The organism is Rheinheimera aquimaris (assembly GCF_020531985.1).
GTDB lineage: Bacteria > Pseudomonadota > Gammaproteobacteria > Enterobacterales > Alteromonadaceae > Alishewanella > Alishewanella aquimaris.
This window is the reverse complement of sequence record NZ_JAJAVQ010000004.1, coordinates 69601-91410: the sequence shown is the minus strand read 5'-3', so window position 1 is coordinate 91410 and position 21810 is coordinate 69601. Positions and strand designations below refer to the sequence as shown.

Below are 21810 nucleotides of genomic sequence, written 5' to 3'. Positions count from 1 at the left end.
CTGTGGCAACTGCAAAAGCAACAACGCAAACTAATAGCCTGCCACTGGTGCTGGCAGGGCCGATACTACGTGCGGTTACGCCTGACAGCATCACACTGTGGCTGGCAACCAGCGAGCCGGTACAATTACAGTTAACGCTTATGCCGGAAGGCAAGGCTCAGCGTGATTATGACAGTGGACAAATGCGCCAGCACTGTCGCAGTGTCCGCTGTGCCGGTAAGCTTTTTTTGCAGTTGATCCATATCCCTGTTACCGACCCGCTGCCGCTTGGCTGCCGTATTGACTACGACCTTAAGCTGGCCGCAGCAGATGCCAAGAATAACTGGCAGGACTGGCAGCACTGGGCGCCGGATCTGGTGTACCCCGGTCACCGCTATCCTTGTTTTATACTCCTACCCAAACTGCAACGGTTGTTACATGGTTCCTGCCGTAAGCCGCATTATCCCAGTGATGACGGCTTGCTGGCGGCAGATTTATATCTGCAGCAACATAAAATAGAGCAGTGGCCGGCACTATTAATGTTAACCGGCGACCAGATTTATGCTGATGATGTCGCAGCACCGATGTTAAGAGCCATACACCGTTTGGTAGAACGACTCGATTTTAATGACGAAAGCTTACCCTGCTCGGCAGTATCAAAGGCTTCAGAACTGCACAGCAGCAAACCTTATTACTACCGCCGCGACACCCTGTTGCCGAAAACTGAAGGCAGCCAGGCTGTTATTACGCAGATCTTCAAAGGTGCAAAAAAGCCGGTTTTCACCTCGGATAACGCCCGCAACCATTTGATGAGCCTGGCTGAAATGCTGGGTATGTACCTGCTGGTATGGTCGCCGGCGGGCTGGCTGGACGATGCGACACAGCTAGAGGCGGAAATAGCGAACGAGCTGACTGACGAGCAAAGCCAAACCTATGACGAACATCAGCAGATCATTCGGCAGTTCGCCAGCGGGCTTGGCAAAGTGCGACGCGTACTGGCGCACTTACCCAGCGCAATGATATTCGACGATCACGATGTGACCGACGACTGGAATCTGACGGCAGAATGGGAGCAAACGGCTTACAGCCACGATTTCTCACGGCGCATTATCGGTAATGCGCTGATAAGCTATCTGCTGTGTCAGGCTTGGGGTAATACCCCCGCAACCTTCGACAACGCCATGTTGGATAACGCCGAACAAGCCCTGCAACAAAGTGGCTCAGATCTGCATCAGCAGTTTATAACCCGCTTGCTGAAGTTTGAACAATGGCACTATCAGTGGCCAACCGAACCGCCGCTGCTGGTACTGGATACACGCACCCGGCGCTGGCGCTCAGAGGTGTCAATTAGTAAACCCTCTGGTTTGCTCGATTGGGAAGCCATTACCGAATTACAACAAGATCTTATTGGTCATGATGCAGTGGTGCTGATTGCGCCGGCGCCGGTTTTCGGCGTCAAGTTGATTGAAGGTATTCAGAAAGTGTTTACCTTTTTCGGCAAACCACTGCTGGTCGATGCTGAAAACTGGATGGCGCACCGCGGCACCGCCTATGCCCTTATCAATATTTTTCGCCACCCGAAAACACCGAAGAACTTTGTTATTTTATCCGGTGATGTACATTACTCCTTCGTCTATGAAGTTAACCTGCGCGCAAAGCAACAAGGGCCGGATATCTGGCAGATAACCAGCAGCGGCTTAAAAAACCAGTTTCCGCCGCGCTTACTGGATGTGCTCGACCGGCTAAACCGCTGGCTATATTCACCACGGTCACCACTAAACTGGTTTACCAAGCGGCGACGGATGAAAATTGTGCCGCATAAACCCGATAACGCCAAGGCCGGTGAGCGCTTGCTTAATCGTTCAGGTGTTGGCCTGGTTGAGCTAAATGCAGATGGTTCACCGAAAAAGGTTATGCAGCTAACCGCAAGTGGCGAGGCAATCGAATTCAATATCAGCGAAGGCGAAGCCCGCTGGGAATGAAGCGGTCTGCCGACCCGCTCACCGCCCTTAGATCTGCCATCTGTACATCTTTTGTTTCGGTTGTTACTACATTGTTCAGCTTTTTGGCTAAGCTCAGTATCAGCAGCTGCTTACAGGGACTGAACAATGGCTATTCTAACCGACTTATTTAACGGCAATTTTATGCCACATGGCCACTGCCTGCTATGGCGGCCAGACTTACTGATGCTACATGTCGGCGGTGACGCACTGACGTTTATTGCTTATATGCTGATACCAGCCGCTTTGGTCCGACTGGTACGTGCCCGCGATGACTTACGTTTTGGCAGTATGTTTCTGATGTTTGCAGGCTTTATCTTTTTTTGCGGCGCAACGCATCTGCTGGGCATTATCAATGTATGGCATGGTTACTATTATATTCACGGTATTGTTAAAAGCCTGACCGGTGTGATCTCCATTATGACCGCCATTATGCTGTGGCGCCTGCTGCCCGAGGCCATCAGTTTGCCGGGTAAACGTCAAATGCAGGTAACTATAGCTGAACTGGTAAAAGCAGAAAGAAAACTGGCAGAAGCTAACCAACATCTGGAAGCGGAAGTACGTAAACGCACCGCACAGTTGGAACAAATGGCAACAACAGACGAGCTGACGGGCTTACTTAGCCGGCGTGAAATTATGCGTATCCTCGAGGTTGAAATAGCGCGGGTAAGCCGACAGAGTACACCACTCAGTATTATGATGCTGGATCTGGATCACTTTAAGAGTATTAATGATAACTTTGGTCATCAGGTCGGCGACACCACACTGAAAACAGCAGCCGACAGTTTTAGCATTTTTTTACGAAAAACCGACTTTATCGGCCGCATAGGCGGTGAGGAGTTCCTTATTGTCTTACCTGACACCAAGCTCAATGATGCTTACGAGCTGGCAGAGCGTATCCGTCTGGTGCTGGAGCAACATACAGTGCAAGCCCCTTCAGTACCCGCCTGCACCGCCAGTATTGGCATAGCGCAATGCCAACCTGCTGATAATCTTAACAGCCTGATCCAGCGGGCAGATGAAGCTTTGTATCAGGCAAAGTCAAAAGGCCGTAATTGTGTGGTGGGCACCTGACAAACGGCTAAATGCAGCTCTGCTGAAAATTGACAATGTAAACGTTGCTAATCCAGAGAAAAGGACAAGCGAAACTGTAATCCTGGTTCCATTTTACTCGCGATAAGCGACCACTCGTGCGCCAGTGCAATTTCGCGGCAAATAGTCAGCCCCAGACCGGCACCACTATCCCGTCTTTGTTCGGAACGCCAGAAGCGCTTAAACAACTGCAGCAGCTGAGCGTCATTCACGCCTGGCCCATGATCACGTACAACAATGCTGTCTGAAAATACATCGACTGAAACGACTGAGCCGGCAGGCGAATGTTGTATGGCGTTCTCAAGCAGGTTTTTCAGTAATGTAAATAAAGCCCCCTTATCGGCCTGCAATATAAGGCTTGCAATATGCCGCTCTAAACGCAGTTTCACTTGCTCGTTGTCCGCCATGCGCTGCAAATAGGCAACTACTTCAGCAGCAATTTCAGTTACATCAACCTTTATAAATTTGTAGTTCAGCCGTTCACTGGCCTCTGCCAGCAATAATAATTGCTGCACCTGACGCGACATATAACGCACATCGTGTAGCAGCCAGTTACGCTGTTCTGTGTCTGGCATCAACTCAAGTTGGGCACGGATTAATGCCAGTGGAGTTTTTAGCTCATGCGCCGCAGTAGCCAAAAACTCTTGCTGCACACGATAACCATACTCAAGCCGCTCAAGCGCCTGATTAAAACTGTTTACCAACGGTGTAAGCTCGGTAGGTACACCTTTAACTGGCAAACGAACATCCAAAGAATATGGAGAGATAGTGGACGCAGATTGAGATATATCTTTTAGCGGCCTTAGGGTATAGCGCAGCGTAATATAAGCGAACAGACCAAAAGCGAGCAGCAACACTACGCTAAACAGCGTAACACCCGCCCCCACCAGCGGCAGTGCAATATGGCGGTGCATAAGCTCCATAAACCTTGTGCTGGCGGTAAGCTGCAAATACCAGATTTTACCATTGTGTATAACGGGCTCCGTTGCACCATGCATAGTAATTCCATCATACTCAAAATCAAACCGGCCACGCGTCAGATTGAGCGATGCTTCGTTCTCTGGCCAGACAGACTTGCCGGTACCCGATTGCAACACCACGTTACCTGCCTCATCCAGTATCCGGTAAGCCGTTTCATGCGAAACGCTGTCAAACAGCCATGTCACGTCCTCTACTTTTGCAGCAAAGCCAATCGGCGTGCCATTGTCGTCGTACCTGATATCATCAGCTATTCCGGCGACCGCATCGGCCAGGTCCATTCTGGCAAGTGTATTATCTTGCAACACCATCATGGTAGCCAACATCAGCAATATTACACTCAGGACCATGCCGCCGAGATACGACAGTAATACCTGCAGTCGCAAACTATTGAAAAGATGCATTGTCACGAAGCGCATAGCCCACACCTCTGATATTCACTATCTGCTGCTTCGAACCAATAGCCCGCAGTTTACGCCGTAACCGGTGTAATGCCACATCCAGTGCATTGGGCGTCACCGCGTCGCTGAAGCCCCAGCCTGCCGCCTCCAAAGCGCCGTGCCGTACTGATTCATTGCATCTGCGTACCAGTAACAACATAATTTGCAGCTCTGCCTGCGCCAGCGTCTCGCAGTTGTCGTTGCAGCACATAAGGCTGTCTGACGGGCGCAAGATTAAATCGCCGCACTGTGGATCAAGTGAACGTACCTCAGCCGGACGACGCAGCAGCGCCCGCACCCGCGCCACCATTTCTTCCATGGCAAAAGGTTTGGCCAGATAATCATCAGCGCCGGCGTCCAGACCTTCAACGCGGTCATTCAATGCAGTGCGAGCAGTCAGTACCAGGCAGGGTATAGTATTGCCTGCATCGCGCAGCCGTCGTAGCAGCGATAAGCCATCGCCATCCGGTACACCACGATCAATCACCAATGCCTGATAAGGTACTTGCTGCAACGCCACCAGTGCATGCTCTATCCGGCTAAACACATCTGCGACTATGCCGGCAGGTGCCAGCCCCTCACAAATTAGCCGGGCTAAGCGTTCATGATCTTCAAGTAGCAAAATACGATTCATCAGAAGTTGTAGATATAACCAAGAAACACCCGGTTCTCTGTAGAGCGGTCAACCAGGGGACTGTCTTTTATTTCTGTTGCCAGACTCGTCACACTGGCATCAAAGAATATAAAATGCTTTTGCTTAAACATATAACCGACCCGTACTCCCATTTCGACATTCACACCTGCCTCACCTTTATAATAAGACCGGTCTGCGGTTACTTCTTCAGTTGTAACGCCGTAGTAGTAATCGACATATTTCTTATCCAGTAAACTCACCACAACCCGTGGTGTAAACATATACTGTTTCGCAAAATGCCAGGTTCTCTCAACACCAAAATTCAATATATGGCCTTCACTGTCGCCAGCAACTTCAGTCAGGATCTCGCCGCTGATATCTGCCAGATCATTTTGCCACTCTGCCTTAAACCCGGCCCAGAAGCCACCGTCACGGTCCCGCATGCCATTCAGTACAGGTGCATCACTTTGCTCGTAATCCGTAAAGTCATACTTGGTAATTACACTGAAGTTTAACCGGTTTGACTCGCTAAAACGGTAGCCTGGTAACTTAAACGCCAGCTCAGGGCCACTTAAACGGACATAGCGGTTCTCGTAACTCAGTATCGGCAATACTTTGTTATCGCGATCAATTCCCTTATACGGCTTCTGACTGGTCATCACCGCCAGGCCTAGTCCCCATGACGACGCATTGTCATCTGCTTGCTGGGCAGTAACCGTTAACGGTACCAAACTAAAACCGGCAACTAATAACACCGCTGTGCGTTTTGGCAACTGAGGCTTCCAGAACAAGCTTGAGATAATTGAGTGCATAGATAAGTTCCTGTCAGATGAAAAGTGAGCAAAAAGTATCCTCATCATCCGCTGCCAGACTTACCTAAAACTTACCAATACATTTTTTTACTGTTTTTCCGCCAGTAAGTTTGCGGAAAGGCAAACTACCGGACAGTAACGCAGGTTTCAGGCATATATCCCAACTTCACACCCCTTCAACCGCCTGAGGCAACAACCAGATTAAGGAAGCAGAACATGAAAAGGTCTCATCAGGTTGTATTGCTTGGTACTGCACTGATCGTCGCCATCACGGCCAGCATCATTATCGCAGCAGACCATGCTGACACACCGGCAAATAAGGTGCTCACAACTTCCAGGCCAACATTGACCGTGAGTGTCGTCAGCCCTCAACTTGCACTGTTGCCAGCCATATTATCTGCCAGCGGCAATATCAGTGCCTGGCAGGAAGCCAGTATCGGCAATGAAACAAATGGCTTAAAGCTGGATCAAGTGCTGGTTAACGTCGGAGACAGCGTCAAGCATGGTCAGCTGCTGGCTAGCTTCAATGCAGATACTGTGCAGGCTGATCTGGCTCAAACCCTGGCAGCAGAGGCAGAAGCAGAAGCCCTGCTGGCGGAAGCCTCAGCTGATGTGAAACGCACTGCAGAGCTGCAAGCAAGCGGAGCCTTGTCTTCGCAGCAAATCCAGCAGTACATCACTACTGAAAAAGCGGCCCGGGCCCGGCTGCAGTCAGCCCGGGCTTTGGTGCATATACAGCAATTACGTGTTGAGCATACTAAGGTGTACTCACCCGATGACGGTATTATTTCAGCCAGAGCTGCCACAGTAGGTGCAGTAATGCCTGCAGGCCAGGAGCTGTTCAGGCTGATCAGGGGCAGCCGGCTGGAATGGCGGGCAGAAGTGGCCGCCGCAGATCTGGCGAAGCTCGAACCGGGCCAGCGCGTGCATATCACGCCGCTTGGCGGCAGCACCATTATTGGTATTGTACGGATTGTCGCTCCGGTAGTGGATATTCAAAGCCGTAATGGGACGGTGTATGTCGACCTGCCATTAGGCAGTAATACCAAAGCCGGCAGCTTTGCCCGTGGCTGGTTTGAGCTGGGGACGTCGAAGGTGCTAACACTGCCACAAAGCGCCATTCAACTGCGGGATGGTTTTAGCTATGTAATGCGTGCAGGCCCGGACGGCAGAGTCAGGCAAACTAAAGTAAGCACCGGGCGTCGCACAGCTGATTTAGTTGAAATTACCAACGGCATTACACCGGCTGATCAGGTAGTTGCAACAGGCGGGGCTTTTCTCGGTGATGGCGATTTGGTGAAAGTTGTTCCCCACCAGCTCACCACACAACTGCCTGTAAAACCCATTATGAGCGGGCCGACGCTAACCGCTTCATCAGACGAAGCGATGTAGCCGGAGTACAAAATGAATTTAAATATCTCTACCTGGGCTATACGTAACCCCACGCCGGCTATCCTACTGTTTGTGCTACTCACATTTTCCGGAATTTTTAGCTTTCGCGCGATGAAAATTCAGGACTTACCCGATCTGGACTTACCCACAGTTACCATCACTGTAGAACTGCCAGGGGCTTCACCGTCGCAGCTTGAAACCGATGTCGTACGCAAAATAGAAAGTTCTCTGGCCACAGTTCAGGGCGTAAAGCACCTTTACAGCAACCTGAGCGACGGCGAAGCCAGTATTTCAGTCGAGTTCCGGCTGGAGCGCCCGATACAACAAGCCCTTGATGATGTGCGAGATGCTGTCGCCCGCATTCGTTCTGACCTGCCAACAGACATACGTGATCCGGTAATTAAAAAAGAAGAATTATCTGGTTCCCCCATTCTGACATACAGCCTTAGCTCTTTTAGAATGGATACCGAGTCATTATCCTGGTTCGTCGACAACGACATCAGCAAAGCGCTGCTGGCGGTAAAAGGGGTCGGCGCGGTAACCCGGGTCGGCGGTGTTCAGCGGGAGATCCGGGTCGAACTGGATTTCGCTAACCTGCTGGCGTTCAACACCACAGCAGCTGATATTTCACGCCAATTACGCCTAGTACAGCAGGAAGCCGCTGGCGGGCGCGCCCATATTGGCGGTATGGAGCAGTCGGTCCGCACCCTAGCTACCGTGCAGTCGGCAGAACAGTTCGCCGCCATGGAAATCAGTTTAACGGATGGCCGCCGTATCCGGCTGGATCACATAGCCACCGTATCCGATACCACCGCAGAGCAACGTTCTGCCGCTTTTCTGAATGGCCAGCCGGTGGTGGGCTTTGAGATAACCCGTGCTGTTGGTTATGGCGAACTTGAAGTGGCCGAGGGAGTACAGACTGCACTGCAGCAGTTGCAAACACAGCACCCGGATATCAGTGTAACCGAAGTATTTAACCTGATTGATCCAGTAGCAGAGAACTACGCCGGCTCCATGCAGTTGTTGTATGAAGGCGCACTGTTGGCGGTAATAGTCGTATTTTTATTTCTGCGCGATTGGCGGGCCACTTTCATTTCCGCGGTCGCTCTGCCACTGTCTATCATTCCCACCTTTTTCGTGCTGCACCTGATGGGCTTTTCGCTGAACACTGTAACGTTGTTATCACTGTCTTTAGTGATTGGCGTGTTGGTAGATGATGCCATTGTAGAAATAGAAAATATTGAGCGTCACCTGTTAATGGGTAAGACGCCGTTTCAGGCAGCAATGGAAGCTGCCGATGAAATTGGTCTGGCCGTGGTCGCAACCACTTTTACCTTGGTCGCAGTTTTTCTGCCTACCGCCTTTATGAGCGGCGTCATTGGTAAATTCTTTGTGCAGTTTGGCTGGACTGCAGCCATCGCCGTGTTGTTTTCTTTGCTGGTTGCCCGCCTGCTGACGCCGATGATGGCGGCCTACCTGTTGCGCTCACCCAAGCAACAGAGCAGCCAGCAGCTTAAACCAGAACCTGGCTGGATACGCTCTTACCTTAAACTGGCAAGTCGCTGCTTACAGCACAAAAGTATAACGCTGGGGGCGGCTGCAATATTTTTCTTTGCCGGCATAATGCTGGCGATGACGTTGCCCGGCGCCTTTATGCCAGCAGATGATAACCAGCAGACCCAGGTTATGCTGACTATGCAACCCGGCACAAAATTGCAGGACACTGTGGCACTGGCTGAACAGGCACGCCAACTGCTGCAACAGCATGAACATGTACAACAAATTTATACCGCTATTGGCAGTGGTAATGCCGGTGACACCGATGACGCGGGCGGCACAGCAGCCAGTGTTCGCTCAGCGGTGTTGACACTAAGCCTGAGCCATCGCAAGCAAAGGCCTGGTGTACATAAGCAAGACATTGAACAACAACTACGCGAAATTCTGCGCTCCCTGCCCGGCGCAAGAATTAAAGTCGGTATGGGCAACAGCGAAAACTACAGGCTGGTGCTGGCCGGCGAAGACAGCCGCGTACTGCAGCAACATGCGCTGCAAATTGAGCGGGAGTTAAGGGCAATTCCGGGCATCGGTGCCGTTACGTCAAGCGCTAGCCTGGTCAGGCCTGAGCTACTGATCAAACCGGATTTTGCCCGCGCCGCCGATCTGGGTGTTACAGCAGCGGCCATTGCCGACACTTTACGTATCGCCACAGCGGGAGACTATCAACAGGATTTAGCCAAACTTAACCTCAGTGAGCGTCAGGTTCCGGTAGTGGTGCGCCTGAGCGATATTGCCCGCGAAGATTTTGACACCTTTAAACGCTTGCCAATACCCGGTGCTCATGGCCCGGTCGCGCTGGAGAATGTCGCCAGTCTGGAAATAAGCAGTGGCCCGACAGAAATAACGCGCTTTGACCGCATGCGCAATATCAATTTTGATGTAGAACTAAACACCCTGCCGTTAGGTGTGGTAGAACAAGCCGTAATGGCGCTGCCCAGTTTAAAAACCTTGCCGCCGGGCGTATCGCAAACCACACAGGGCGACGCTGAAATGATGGGCGAACTGGCAAGCGGCTTCGCTATAGCAATGCTTACCGGCGTATGCTGCATTTATATGGTGCTGGTTTTGCTGCTAAAAGATTTTGTGCAGCCGGTTACCATTCTTACTGCGCTGATTTTATCTGTACCCGGCGCGTTTCTGGCGCTGTTTTTAACCCACTCAGCACTGTCCATGCCGGCAATGATTGGTTTAATTATGCTGATGGGCATCACCACCAAAAACTCCATCCTGCTGATTGATTACATCATTATTGCCAGACGTGAACATCAGCTAGAACGCTGGGATGCCATTATAGATGCCTGTCGCAAACGGGCGCGGCCGATAGTCATGACAACGCTGGCTATGGGGGCTGGCATGCTGCCTATCGCGTTGGGTATTGGCGGCGATCCGAGTTTCCGTGCACCAATGGCCATCGTTGTCATTGGTGGACTTATCACCTCTACGTTTCTTAGTTTACTGGTCATACCGGTGGTATACAGCTGTGTTGATGATGCGGTGCAATGGTTAAAACCACGCTTGCAGCGGTTTTCACTGCTTAACTATTAATCAACATCTATGGATAACTCAAACAGAGTAAATAACATTACCACTGGTGATTCAGCATAACTTCAGCCGCACAGCGCAGAATAACCGCACCCTCTGGCGCTGTCGCGGTTGCCCGGTATTTGGTATTACGGCCACTCTGTCATTTGTAATAGAGGTAACAGCTTCGTTACAAAGTCATACAATCTGCCGCCCGGGCCCGCTTTATATTGCCGCCGGTAAACACAACCATAGTGGTGTATTTGATGATCCCGAAAATAATTCATTACGTCTGGGTAGGAAATGCCGAAAAGCCTGAGCTGGTGCAGCGCTGTATTGCCAGCTGGAAAAAACACCTGCCGGACTACCAGCTGATTGAATGGAGTAACGACAGTGTCAAAGCCCTGAACAATACCTATATGCAGCAAGCCTTTGCAGCAGGTAAATGGGCTTTTGTATCGGACTATCTGCGGCTTTACGCACTACACCAGTACGGCGGATTTTATTTTGACACTGATCTGGAAGTCACTGCTGATTTAGAAGTATTTCGCCAGCATAACTTTGTCACCGGCTTTGAGAAATTTAAAAACCGTCTGGCACCTGTTACGGCGCTTATGGGCGCCTGCGCGCAGAATATAGTAATAGATAAACTGTTACGCCCGTATGACACCAAGCAGTTTGTCACAGCAGACGGCCAATATGACATGACGCCAAATACAGGTGTAATAAGTGAGATTTTCTGCAGGGAGTTTGGCTTGGTAAAACCTTACCGGGATGATGAGACAACTAAGCTTACCGCTGACGCCGTGATTTATCCCAGCCATTATTTTTGTACGCCCAGACAGGACAAGCCCGGCTACGCTATTCATCACTTTAACGGTTCCTGGTTTGATGAATACAGCCGTAAATTGCTGTTCCGGATAAAGCGATACAAATTTATCCGGTTAAAACGCAATAAAATACGTTCAGCGTTACTGCCACTGCAAGCCGGTGAAACCAAAATCTGGCAGTGGGCACTGGGTGCGCGTTATAGCCTGCTGGTCGTGCAGGATGGCAGTAACGTTTAACCCTGCTGCAGCTTTATTCTCAACAGATAACGGCTGGCAGTAATATACAGCCAGCTGTTGTCAGCGCTTAACGCCACATTAGCCGCCGCCACGCCGGTTTGTATCGTACCCAGATGCTCGCCTTTCGCCGATAACACCCACACCCCACCGGGGCCGGTAGCCAGTAATATGCCAGACGGCAGCACTTTTAGCCCGTCCGGCAAACCACTGGCCATTTTTGCTGCAGCGGTAGCATCAAAAAATAATTTACCTTCGCCAAGCGTGCCATCACTGTTTACCGGATAGCGCCACCACTGCGCTGCGGCAGGATCAGAATTGGCCACATATAACCATTGCTCATCCGGTGAAAATGCCAGGCCATTCGGCCGGGTCAGGTGGCTTGCCAGCAGCGTTATCTGGCCATCACGTTGCAACCGATAAACCCCGTTAATACTCTGCTGTTTTTGCGCTGATTTATCTGCGCCTTTCAGGCCGTATGGTGGGTCGGTAAAATAATAAGCGCCGCTGCTATGCTGCACCACATCGTTGGGGCTATTCAGCAGTTTGCCGTTATAACGGCTGATAAGGGTATGATACTGCGGCTTCTCTGCACTGCTTTGCAACACAGCCAGGCGCCGGTCACCATGTTGCGCCAGCACCAACTGGCCATCATGATTAAATATCAGTCCGTTAGAGCCTTCCTGCAGATTATTGTCCGGATACAAACCGGTGTAACCAGACGGCTGCAAATAAACGGTCAAGCCTTGAAGTGCACTCCAGCGATACACAGTATTCTGCGGCACATCGGAGAATAAAATATCACCCGAATCAGGTTCAGCCACCGGGCCCTCAGCCCAATGAAAACCTTCCGCCAATTGTTCAAGTGCCGCCTGTTTACTGACAACCTGTTGCATACCGGGCTGCAACATTAATACCGGCTGCTCAGGCCAGGGAGAAGTACCAGCCAATGCCAGAGCTGGCAAAAGAAACAGCAGCATAGCAGTTGTGCGCATTTAAAGCCCCTTACCGAGAAATAACTAATGACAGGCTAACATGATGTCAAAACGGAGAAAATGTTGTTATTCACGCGGCCAGTTATGTTTATTCATTAAATAGAGCTTGCTCTTCACTACGCAGAGTCAGCACTTCAAAACCCGTTGTAGTCACTGCTACCGTATGCTCCCACTGGGCGGACAGCTTTTTGTCACGGGTAACGACGGTCCAACCGTCTTTTTTGGTTTTTACTTTATGGCTGCCCTGATTAAGCATCGGCTCAATGGTAAATACCATGCCGGGTTTCAGTATCATGCCACTACCTGCCGTGCCGTAATGCAACACCTGGGGCGCTTCGTGCATTTCCCGGCCAATACCATGGCCACAATATTCACGTACGACACTGTAACCTTTACGCCTGGCAAACTGCTCTATGGCAAAGCCTATATCACCCAGTCTACCTCCGGGTTTGACAGCATTAATGCCTAACCACAGCGCCTGATAACAATCATAAACCAGTGCTTTAGCGTCTGGTTTTACGCTGCCGATGCAATACATTTTACTGGAGTCTGCAATAAAACCATGCTTTTCCAGCGTAATATCAACGTTGATAATATCGCCACTTCGCAGTAGCTGCACTGCAGAGGGTACACCGTGACAGACGACATCATTTACCGATGTATTCAGCACATAAGCAAAGCCATACTGCCCCTTGCTTGCCGGTCTGGCATGCAGTTCATCGACAATATAACGCTCTGCCAGATCATTAATCTGCAGCGTTGAGATGCCTTCGGCAATTTTACCATCAAGCATGGCAAACACCTGCGCCAACAGGCGGCCCGCCTCTCTTTGCAAGCTGATCTCGTCTGGCGTTTTAAGCACAACGGGGGTCATCTATCTCTCCTGCAAGCGTAACATCAGCCTGGCGCAATAATCTTGCTGTCAACTGCTGATAATTTAATGTCGGATTCAGCTCAGCGAGCATGCCCATTTTCAACCAGAATTCGGCCTGAGCATTGATTGAACGGGACATAGCACCACTGGCTTTACGAATTTCCTCGTGCAGTTCATCTGCAATTTTAACGATACCCAAGTTAACCCCCTCTTCTGAATATACGAATCATATATAAAACATATAAACCAAACAACTACCACTTTAATGCGCTACACTGTGGCACTGGCTACGGCAGACAACAATGCGGCGCTTTAATACTGCCAAGATCATATTTGCGCTAAGCTTTATACTGCGCCATGATTTGTAGCGTATGATGTCTGTGGATCAAAAAGGATCTGTCAATTTTATTTACACTAGACCAGATGCGGAATCAAAAAAATCAATGAGAATCAGCAGCTAACGAAATGGTCTGCTTTTTGCATTAACATGTTAGGAATTGTGATAAACCACTGTCGTCTATCTCTGTAGGGAATGGAAAATGTTAAGATCCATACTAATTTTGCTCTGCTCGGTTTCACTGTCTGCTTATGCCAGCACAGAAACGTGGAATTTTAAAACCGGCCAAACTGCAACTGGCGCCAACAAACTTTCACTGCAATCCAGCTCAGGCAACAGCGCTACACTATCTGGCTGGTCTTCTAACAGCAGCAGCGCAACATCTACGGTAAGATCTGCCAACCGCGTTACCCTTGATTCTAATTGGGGTGTGCAACTGTGGAACAGAAACGACAGCGGCTCACCTTCACACGCGGTAGACAATACCAGCGGCTTTGATTTTATCCTACTGGAATTCTTGCAACCTGTTGAATTGCTTAGCCTGACAAACAGCTGGACCAGCGGCTACAGCTGGGTATCAGTAGGCGCTTTTGCGGCTAACCCTTTCGCTGGCGGTTCAGTCAACTGGCAACAAGTGGCGAATTCTGCCATCCAAACCGCGAGCTATAAAGATACTGGTATTAATACACCTTATGTATTTGCTAACAACAGTTCTATTGAAGGTACAGGCATTACCAGTACTTTCGCTAACTACTGGTTAATCGGCGCTTATAATCCGGTATTTAACGGCGGCAATTATGGTCTGGGTGATAATATTAAATTTGCCAGCATCACCACTAAGACCTTTGTACCAGACAACACTGATACGCCGGTACAGGTACCAGAGCCTGGCACCATAGCACTGTTTTCGTTAGGCCTGATTGGCTTGCTCTACAGACGGCGCGCCTAATCTGCACAAAAGGGGCGTCAGGCCCCTTTTTTTTATCTGCTTATTACTGCTATTGTTCATTTGCTTTACAGGGACAGTTTGCCGACTCCGGCAAGAAAAGATAAGAGGTTTCAATGTTTGTTCGCTTTATTCTGGCACTGCTGCTGGTCTTCTCCTGCCAGTTGTTTGCCGACAACCAATATAATTACGAGAACGCGTTAAAACTGTACCAGCAGAAACAATTTGATAGCGCGGGCATCCATTTACGTAATGTATTAAAAGATAATCCGGATAACTTAGCGGCTCAAATTTTACTGGGCAAAATTCTGTTAGAGCAGCAACACTTCGCACAGGCGTTAAATGTGTTGGAAGGCGCACTAACCGACGGTGCCGATGTTAATCTGCTCAGTGATGAGCTCAGTTACATCTACCTGTTATTTCAGGATGAATCCAGACTGATGCAACTTGAGAAGTATGGTGTATTCAGCACGCTCAAGCGCTTCAACTGGCTGTTGGTCAGCGCTAACCTCTATCAGGAAAACGGTAAATACACCGAAGCAGCCACCGCACTGGATAACGCAGAACAACTGTTTGCAGACAATGCGTCCTTGCTCAATGCCAAAGCAGGCCTGGCTATCAGATTACGTCAGTTTGGCAAAGCGAATAACTTACTGCAGCAAACCTTGGCTCAAGACCCACAAAACATTGAAACACTGCTGCTACTCGGCAATCTCGCCAAACAGCAGCAGCAACCTGAAGCTGCTCTTGATTATTATCAGCGTGCTTTGGCGCTGCAGAGCGACAACCCCTTCGTGTTACGGGCACTGAGCGCCGCCTGGTTCGCTGTAGGTCAGCCGGACAAGGCCCGGCCACTCTTACTTAAGCTGCAGGATATGGGGCTGAACGATGCCTATCTGCGCTTTAGTTTGCTACTACTTAACGCTGTGTTGGATAACAAAACAGAAACCACTAATTTTGTTGCACTACGCGACGATCTGAATGCGCTGCCAGCCGATTACTTTGCGGCAGCGCCAGCACAGCTGTATTTAAGGGCAGCCTTGAACTATCTGCTGGGCGCGTCAGAACAGGCAATTCAGGATTTAGAGGCTTACCTTAAACTGCAACCGCAAGATTCAAATGCTATAGCATTGATTGCAGAACACTATTTACGCACCAGAGAACCCAGCATGGCACTGCGTTTTTTGGAGAGACATCAGGAGCATATTCAAAACTCCGTGCCACTGCTGGCTCAGCATGTTTTGCTTACTATGCGCGCTGGCAAGCTTAAAACAGCTGAAACAATGTTAAGTGATATCCGGGCCCGGTTTCCTGCTGATGCAACACTGGCTGCACTGGATGCTGATTTAAAACGTCAGTTATATGGCCCGGAGCTGGCGCTGCAGGAGCTGAATAAACAGCAAAGCCCGGATACACCAGCAACGTTGTTAACAGGTGCTCTGTTGGCGCTGGATATTGGCGACAATGATGCTGCTTTGGAAAAAGCTCACCAACTGATAACACTGGCACCTGATAATGCGGATTACCTGAACTTATATGCCGGTATTCTGTTACAAGCGCAGCAGTACCAGAGTGCAAACCAGACATTGCAGCAGCTATTAAAGCTAAAGCCAGAACACTTTGCCGGCAGGCTGACACTGGCTAATCTGTACATTAGCCAGGGCAAAATACAAGAAGCTGAGACGTTACTTTCAGCACTGCTAAAAGAACAGCCCTACCACCAGGCAACAACGGTTTTACTGGCCGCTACGGAGTTGCAGCTGAATAAAACACAACAAGCCGAGCAGCGACTGAATACTATGCTAAACCGGAAATACTACCGCCCTGCGGTAGATTTGCTGCTACGTCATTATCTGACAACCAACGCTCTGACAGACGCGCGCTATCTGCTGCAGCGGGCATTGCGACAAGAGTTTCTTGATAAAGAGCTACTGTTTCAGGAAGTCGATGTCTTACTCGCTCTGAACGAAACGGCACAAGCTGAAGACAAGATAAAGCTGATTCAGTCATTGCCTGAACTGAGCAGTGGACACTGGCTGCAGCTTGGTAAAATTCAGCAACGGCTTGGCCATCCGCAACTGGCGCTGCAAAACCTGGCTACGGCGCTACAGCTCTCACCAGATCAACCTGTATATCAGTACGAATATATAGCCATGCTGATAGCGAACAACAAACTCACGCTTGCGAAAGAGCAGCTGACAGCACTAAAAGGCGAATCAGGCCAGAGTGCCGATGCCTATTTACTGCGCGCAGAGTATGCCAACCAAACAGGTAACAGTGCAGATGCTTTCGCTGCTTTTCAAACCAGCATCAGCAAGGACCCGTTATTCAACCGCGCCTGGGCCGGTTTATACGAATTAGCCCGGCAGGAAAAATATAATCAGCCTTTTGTTACAGTAGCTGAGCAATACCTTAGCGCCAACCCTGACAATGTGTGGCTGCGTCGTTTACTGGCAGAGCATCATATTAATCATCACTCTTATGCTGCAGCAAAACAGCAATATCAGCAGCTATTGAATGCCGGTGCATTTACCGACGACCCCTGGCTATATAATAATCTGGCAAACGCATTGTTAACTGATGACGCTGAGCAAGCACTGATGTATGCCATTCAGGCGGATAAACTGCTTAGTAACAACCCCCGGATCCAATTAACACGGGCGAAAGCTTTGCTCGAGCTGCATCAGTTTGATCAGGCGCTGCCGGTGTTGCGACAGGCATTCGCATTGGATAGCACTAATGCAGAAATAAACTACCTGCTGGCAGAGTGCCTGGTACAATTACAACGTAAAGAGGAAGCACGGCTGATACTGCAAAAGTTGGTTAACAGTACCAGCCAGCCAGACTACCGGAGCAAAGCGTCAAGCTTGTTAAACACCCTATAACTCGCGCCTGCCAACAGCTAACGCTGGCTATACGCTATTTAGTGTAGCCAGCGCTTGTTCAATTTCTTGCTCATTATTTACCAGACTTGGTGCAAATCGGGCATAAGATTGGCGGTAGGGTGTCGCGCTCATAATAACGCCCTTTTTGTGCATAGCTTTTACCACATCTTCCGGCGACATTTGTTTGTAATCAAAACATACCAACCCCGAAGATAGCTCCGGCGACATAGGTGTATACAGTTTTACCCCCGCCAGATTGGCAAGGCCTTGTTTAGTCTGGCTGTTAAGCTGGTGAATACGGGCTTGGACATCCGCTTTACCCAGTTGCAAATGTAGTTTAAACGCTTCAGGTAGCGCCCAGCGGTGTTCAAACGAGTGAAACCCACCCGGGCTCATGTGCTCGCCTATGGGCACCTGATCCTGCCTGCTGCCGCCGAGCCAGACATCATACGACTGACTAAAGCTTGGAATAACTGCATTGCAATGCTGCCAGCCGCGTTCGCTGCCCCAGATCACACCAGTACCGCGCGGGCCAAAAATCCATTTATGGGTGCCGGCAATAAAGAAATCACAACCGAGCGTTGAAACATCCACATTCTCAATACCAAAGCCATGCACACCATCAACACAAAAGACGATCTGCTCGGCTTCGGCCCTGCGGTTGTTCAACTCATGCAACATATCAGCAATAGAACGCACCGGCAGTTTTACCCCGGTAGAGGAATGTACCCAGGTGATCGCGACGACCTTCGTTTTGGCGTTAATTGCTGCTTTAAGCTTGCTAACCACTTCATCTACCGATACCTGGGCAGGATCATCGTACAGTGTAACCTGGCGTACTTTAGCGCCGGTTCTATCTGCCCTTAGCTGCAAGGACAAATCAGTGGAATAGTGATCATGCACCGTTTGCAGTATTTCATCACCCGGGCGTAATTTTAAGCCACTGTATACCAGCGCCAGGCCCATAGTGGTGCTGTCAGTCAGCGCTATCTGCCACGGCTCGCCGCCCATGTACTCTGCCGCTGTAGCGGCAATCTGGTGATCAATGGTCATAAAATGCTTGTGCCAGTAATCGGCCGGATTTTCATCAAAAGCTTTTCGGTGCCGCTCAATGGCTGCCGCCACCGGCTTGGGGTGTGACGCCAGCAAAAAGGTCGCTAAATGTATGTAGTCGTGCGTTAACGCAAACTGTTGTCGCAGGCCTTTCCAATCTGCGGTTTTAAGCGCGGGTAATGCTGTGCTGGCTTGCAGCAGGTTAGACACCGGCAGCAAACTACTACCAAGTAATAATGAGCTTTTAGTGAGAAAATCGCGCCGTTTCATACTTAATCATCCTGATTAAATTTTAATCAGTGTAGTCGACGATTGCTAATAGTGTCAGTTTCGTTATATCGCGCTACGCCCATATAAGTCGAAGAATAATTTATTACAAAAGCTTACAGACGGTTATTTAATTACTAAACAATAATGCTGTAACGCCGGCGTTGTAAAAGGCTCAAAACAGTAACCACTGCGGTACTCCAAGTGAGCAAACCAAAAGGAAACACCATGCTGAGACTATCGTTGATCATTGCGCTTTCAGGCGGCCTGCTGAGCGCCTGCGTTAGCACGGCCAAAATGGCACAACCTGCCAATGTCACGGCTGTTGCCGTGCATAATGTAACTGGTGCTAATCCGCTGGCATGGCATAAACCGCTGGCTTTTGGCCGCTGGCACACAGTTGATACTACGGACTATGGCAGAGTTGATGGCGGCATTGGCTTGGGTAAAGCCGTGCTGGGCGGTACTTTTCATGCCAGAGCACTGGTCACCAATGACAATATCACCGCAAAATGCTCTGGCTGGCTGTTGAATATCGGCCGTAACGACCTGACTTTCGATCCGACCATCGGCAATATGCCACTGATGTCGTGCAGCTTTTCAGGCGCGGCAAGTGGTGAATTTTCTATAAAAGAAAACCATAAAAATCAGCTAATTGGCCAATTCTCAACAGCCAGCGGCAATTACTTAGTGAAATCCGAGCACCAGATTCGGGGCTCAGCCTGGCCCAGTGCAACGCCACTTGGTTTTACCGTTTATCGGCATGAGACGCCGCTGTGGTCGGTCGATAAACTCAATGCCGGCACTGTAACTGAATGGCTGAGTCTGCCTGCCGAGCAACAAAACCTGCTGGCGACACTAAGCCTGGTATTGCTGGTTACCGACTTTGAAAATCTGCAGTGGGATTAAATACTAAAGCCACACAGATACGCAATGATTCTGCGCATCTGTGTGGCTGACGGTTTAAGCAAGTTAGAACGACAGCTTATCCAGGATATCGTCATCTACCCGGTTGGCCAGTGTGACTTTCAGCTTCGGTGTTCTGGCCATTTCGCGCTTGATGGCAAAATCAGCCTCAGCGTTACGCGCCCAGCTGCGCCGCGCAATACCGTTATTTACATCAAACAGCAGCATCGATTTTAACCGGCGATCCGCCTCGCCTGAGCCATCGAGCAGCATACCAAAGCCACCGTTAATCACTTCGCCCCAGCCTACGCCGCCGCCGTTATGGATGGATACCCAGGTCGCACCACGGAAGCTGTCACCTATGACGTTGTGAATTGCCATATCGGCAGTAAAACGGCTGCCATCGTATATGTTGGAGGTTTCACGAAACGGTGAGTCCGTACCACTGACATCGTGATGATCGCGCCCCAGTACTACCGGGCCGATTTCACCGCGGGCAATTGCGGCGTTAAAGGCTGCAGCAATTTCCATCCGGCCCTCGGCATCGGCATATAAAATTCGTGCCTGCGAGCCAACCACCAATTTGTTCTGCTTAGCGTCTTTAATCCAGGTGATGTTATCCTGCATCTGCTGCTGAATTTCTTCAGGTGCCTCTGCCATAAGGCGTTGCAGCACCTCTGCCGCAATCGCATCGGTTTTATCCAAATCCTCTGGCTTACCTGAAGTACAAACCCAGCGGAACGGGCCAAAGCCGTAGTCAAAACACATCGGGCCTAAAATATCCTGCACGTAGGATGGGTATTTAAAATCGATACCGTTTTGGGCCATCACATCGCCACCGGCGCGTGAGGCTTCCAGCAGAAACGCATTACCATAATCAAAAAAGTAAGTGCCTTTGGCGGTGTGCTTGTTTACCGCGTCAGCATGGCGTTTTAATGTCGCCCGCACTTTGGCTTTAAACAGCTCGGGTTGTTCACGGATCAAACGATTGGCTTCGTCATAGCTGATACCCACCGGGTAGTAACCACCCGACCAGGGGTTATGCAGTGAGGTTTGATCTGAACCTAAGTGCACGAAAATATCGCTTTGGTACAAACTTTCCCAGACATCGACGACATTACCGATATAGGCAATCGACACCACTTCGGCATTGGCCTGCGCCTGTTTTACCCGGGCAATCAGCGCGTCCATGCTATCGATTAACTCGTCAACCCAGCCCTGCTGATGGCGCTTAGTGGCGGCTTTCGGGTTCACTTCGGCACAGACAGTAATACAGCCAGCGATGTTACCGGCTTTGGGCTGGGCGCCGCTCATACCGCCTAAACCGGCGGTTAGGAAGATTTTGCCTTTGCTGCTTTCGCCTTTTTTCAGTACTTTTCGAAAGGCGTTCATTACCGTGATGGTAGTACCGTGCACTATGCCCTGCGGGCCGATATACATGTATGAACCGGCGGTCATCTGGCCATATTGGGTTACGCCCAACGCATTAAAGCGCTCCCAGTCATCCGGCTTGGAGTAGTTCGGGATCATCATACCGTTGGTGACAATCACCCGCGGTGCTTCTGCCGACGACGGGAATAAGCCCATAGGGTGGCCCGAGTACATATGCAGCGTCTGATCGTTTTCCATCTCGCTTAAGTACTGCATGGTTAAACGATACTGCGCCCAGTTTTGGAACACCGCGCCATTACCACCATAGGTAATAAGCTCTTCCGGATGCTGCGCTACTGCAGGATCCAGGTTGTTATCAATCATCAGCATAATGGCCGCAGCTTGCTGGCAGTTGGCCGGGTAATCACCAATAGGCCGGGCTTTTAGCTCATAGTCCGGCTTAAAGCGATACATATAAATACGGCCGAAATCGTTAAGCTCTTTGGCAAACTCAGCCGCCAGTTCGCTGTGCCATGCTTTTGGGAAATAACGCAGCGCATTACGCACCGCCAGCTGCTTTTCTGCTTTGGTCAGTATGTCTTTGCGCTTCGGCGCCCGGTTCGCATCCGCCGGGGATGGCTTCGGCGCAGGTAACTCGGCTGGAATACCTTGCTTAATCTGATCCTGAAAAGTCATCATCCGTATCC

16 protein-coding genes are annotated in these 21810 nt (G+C 50.1%); 8 read left to right on the top strand and 8 right to left on the bottom strand.

Annotation, left to right across the window (positions count from 1 at the left end):
* Positions 1–2 precede the first annotated feature (2 nt).
* Both LHL18_RS12940 and LHL18_RS12935 read left to right on the top strand, forming a co-directional pair.
* Complete coding sequence (locus LHL18_RS12940) at positions 3–1961, top strand: metallophosphoesterase family protein (protein WP_226767381.1); 1959 nt, start codon at positions 3–5, stop codon at positions 1959–1961.
* A gap of 126 nt (positions 1962–2087) precedes the next feature.
* The gene (locus LHL18_RS12935; RefSeq protein ID WP_226767380.1) at positions 2088–3053 is read left to right on the top strand and encodes a GGDEF domain-containing protein; all 966 of its coding nucleotides are present in this window, start codon (positions 2088–2090) and stop codon (positions 3051–3053) included.
* 47 nt (positions 3054–3100) lie between these two features.
* Here the strand turns inward: LHL18_RS12935 and LHL18_RS12930 are convergent, their stop codons facing one another.
* The 3 genes from LHL18_RS12930 to LHL18_RS12920 are packed head-to-tail and all read right to left on the bottom strand — an operon-like array spanning position 3101 to position 5935.
* Positions 3101–4468, bottom strand: a complete 1368-nt coding sequence (locus LHL18_RS12930) for a sensor histidine kinase (protein ID WP_226767379.1) — start codon at positions 4466–4468, stop codon at positions 3101–3103.
* Positions 4437–5123 carry a response regulator transcription factor gene (locus LHL18_RS12925; protein ID WP_226767378.1) on the bottom strand — a complete coding sequence of 229 codons (687 nt, stop codon included), beginning with the start codon at positions 5121–5123 and terminating at the stop codon, positions 4437–4439. Before LHL18_RS12925 ends, LHL18_RS12930 begins: the two co-directional genes overlap by 32 nt.
* The gene (locus LHL18_RS12920; protein ID WP_226767377.1) at positions 5123–5935 is read right to left on the bottom strand and encodes a MipA/OmpV family protein; all 813 of its coding nucleotides are present in this window, start codon (positions 5933–5935) and stop codon (positions 5123–5125) included. The genes LHL18_RS12925 and LHL18_RS12920 overlap by 1 nt, the downstream gene beginning before the upstream one ends.
* A 216-nt stretch (positions 5936–6151) precedes the next feature.
* On the opposite strand from LHL18_RS12920, the gene LHL18_RS12915 reads away from it, so the two are divergent.
* From LHL18_RS12915 to LHL18_RS12905, 3 genes are all read left to right on the top strand, one after another.
* Positions 6152–7327, top strand: coding sequence for an efflux RND transporter periplasmic adaptor subunit (locus LHL18_RS12915; protein ID WP_226767376.1), 1176 nt, complete (start codon positions 6152–6154; stop codon positions 7325–7327).
* A 12-nt stretch (positions 7328–7339) separates the two neighbouring features.
* Positions 7340–10429, top strand: a complete 3090-nt coding sequence (locus LHL18_RS12910; RefSeq protein ID WP_226767375.1) for an efflux RND transporter permease subunit — start codon at positions 7340–7342, stop codon at positions 10427–10429.
* 242 nt (positions 10430–10671) lie between these two features.
* The gene (locus LHL18_RS12905; protein WP_226767374.1) at positions 10672–11472 is read left to right on the top strand and encodes a glycosyltransferase family 32 protein; all 801 of its coding nucleotides are present in this window, start codon (positions 10672–10674) and stop codon (positions 11470–11472) included.
* Here LHL18_RS12905 and LHL18_RS12900 read toward each other — a convergent pair.
* The 3 genes from LHL18_RS12900 to LHL18_RS12890 form a co-directional block, all read right to left on the bottom strand.
* On the bottom strand, positions 11469–12464 hold the full coding sequence (locus LHL18_RS12900) for an SMP-30/gluconolactonase/LRE family protein (protein ID WP_226767373.1): 996 nt from the start codon (positions 12462–12464) through the stop codon (positions 11469–11471). The two genes, LHL18_RS12905 and LHL18_RS12900, sit on opposite strands and share 4 nt — an antisense overlap.
* Positions 12465–12552: 88 nt before the next feature.
* The gene (gene map, locus LHL18_RS12895) at positions 12553–13338 is read right to left on the bottom strand and encodes a type I methionyl aminopeptidase (protein ID WP_134057827.1); all 786 of its coding nucleotides are present in this window, start codon (positions 13336–13338) and stop codon (positions 12553–12555) included.
* Positions 13319–13537: a ParD-like family protein gene (locus tag LHL18_RS12890; protein ID WP_226767372.1), complete on the bottom strand. Its 219-nt coding sequence runs from the start codon at positions 13535–13537 to the stop codon at positions 13319–13321. Before LHL18_RS12890 ends, map begins: the two co-directional genes overlap by 20 nt.
* Positions 13538–13877: 340 nt before the next feature.
* Between LHL18_RS12890 and xdp1 the strand changes: the two genes are divergently transcribed.
* Both xdp1 and LHL18_RS12880 read left to right on the top strand, forming a co-directional pair.
* Complete coding sequence (gene xdp1 / locus LHL18_RS12885) at positions 13878–14624, top strand: exosortase-dependent surface protein XDP1 (RefSeq protein ID WP_134057831.1); 747 nt, start codon at positions 13878–13880, stop codon at positions 14622–14624.
* A 113-nt stretch (positions 14625–14737) separates the two neighbouring features.
* Positions 14738–17506: a tetratricopeptide repeat protein gene (locus tag LHL18_RS12880; RefSeq protein ID WP_226767371.1), complete on the top strand. Its 2769-nt coding sequence runs from the start codon at positions 14738–14740 to the stop codon at positions 17504–17506.
* Positions 17507–17533: 27 nt separating this feature from the next.
* Here LHL18_RS12880 and LHL18_RS12875 read toward each other — a convergent pair whose 3' ends face one another.
* Positions 17534–18829 carry an aminotransferase class V-fold PLP-dependent enzyme gene (locus LHL18_RS12875; protein WP_226767370.1) on the bottom strand — a complete coding sequence of 432 codons (1296 nt, stop codon included), beginning with the start codon at positions 18827–18829 and terminating at the stop codon, positions 17534–17536.
* 225 nt (positions 18830–19054) lie between these two features.
* On the opposite strand from LHL18_RS12875, the gene LHL18_RS12870 reads away from it, so the two are divergent.
* Positions 19055–19735: a hypothetical protein gene (locus LHL18_RS12870; RefSeq protein ID WP_226767369.1), complete on the top strand. Its 681-nt coding sequence runs from the start codon at positions 19055–19057 to the stop codon at positions 19733–19735.
* Between the two features lie 63 nt (positions 19736–19798).
* Here LHL18_RS12870 and LHL18_RS12865 read toward each other — a convergent pair whose 3' ends face one another.
* Positions 19799–21802: a urocanate hydratase gene (locus LHL18_RS12865; RefSeq protein WP_226767368.1), complete on the bottom strand. Its 2004-nt coding sequence runs from the start codon at positions 21800–21802 to the stop codon at positions 19799–19801.
* Positions 21803–21810: the final 8 nt, after the last annotated feature.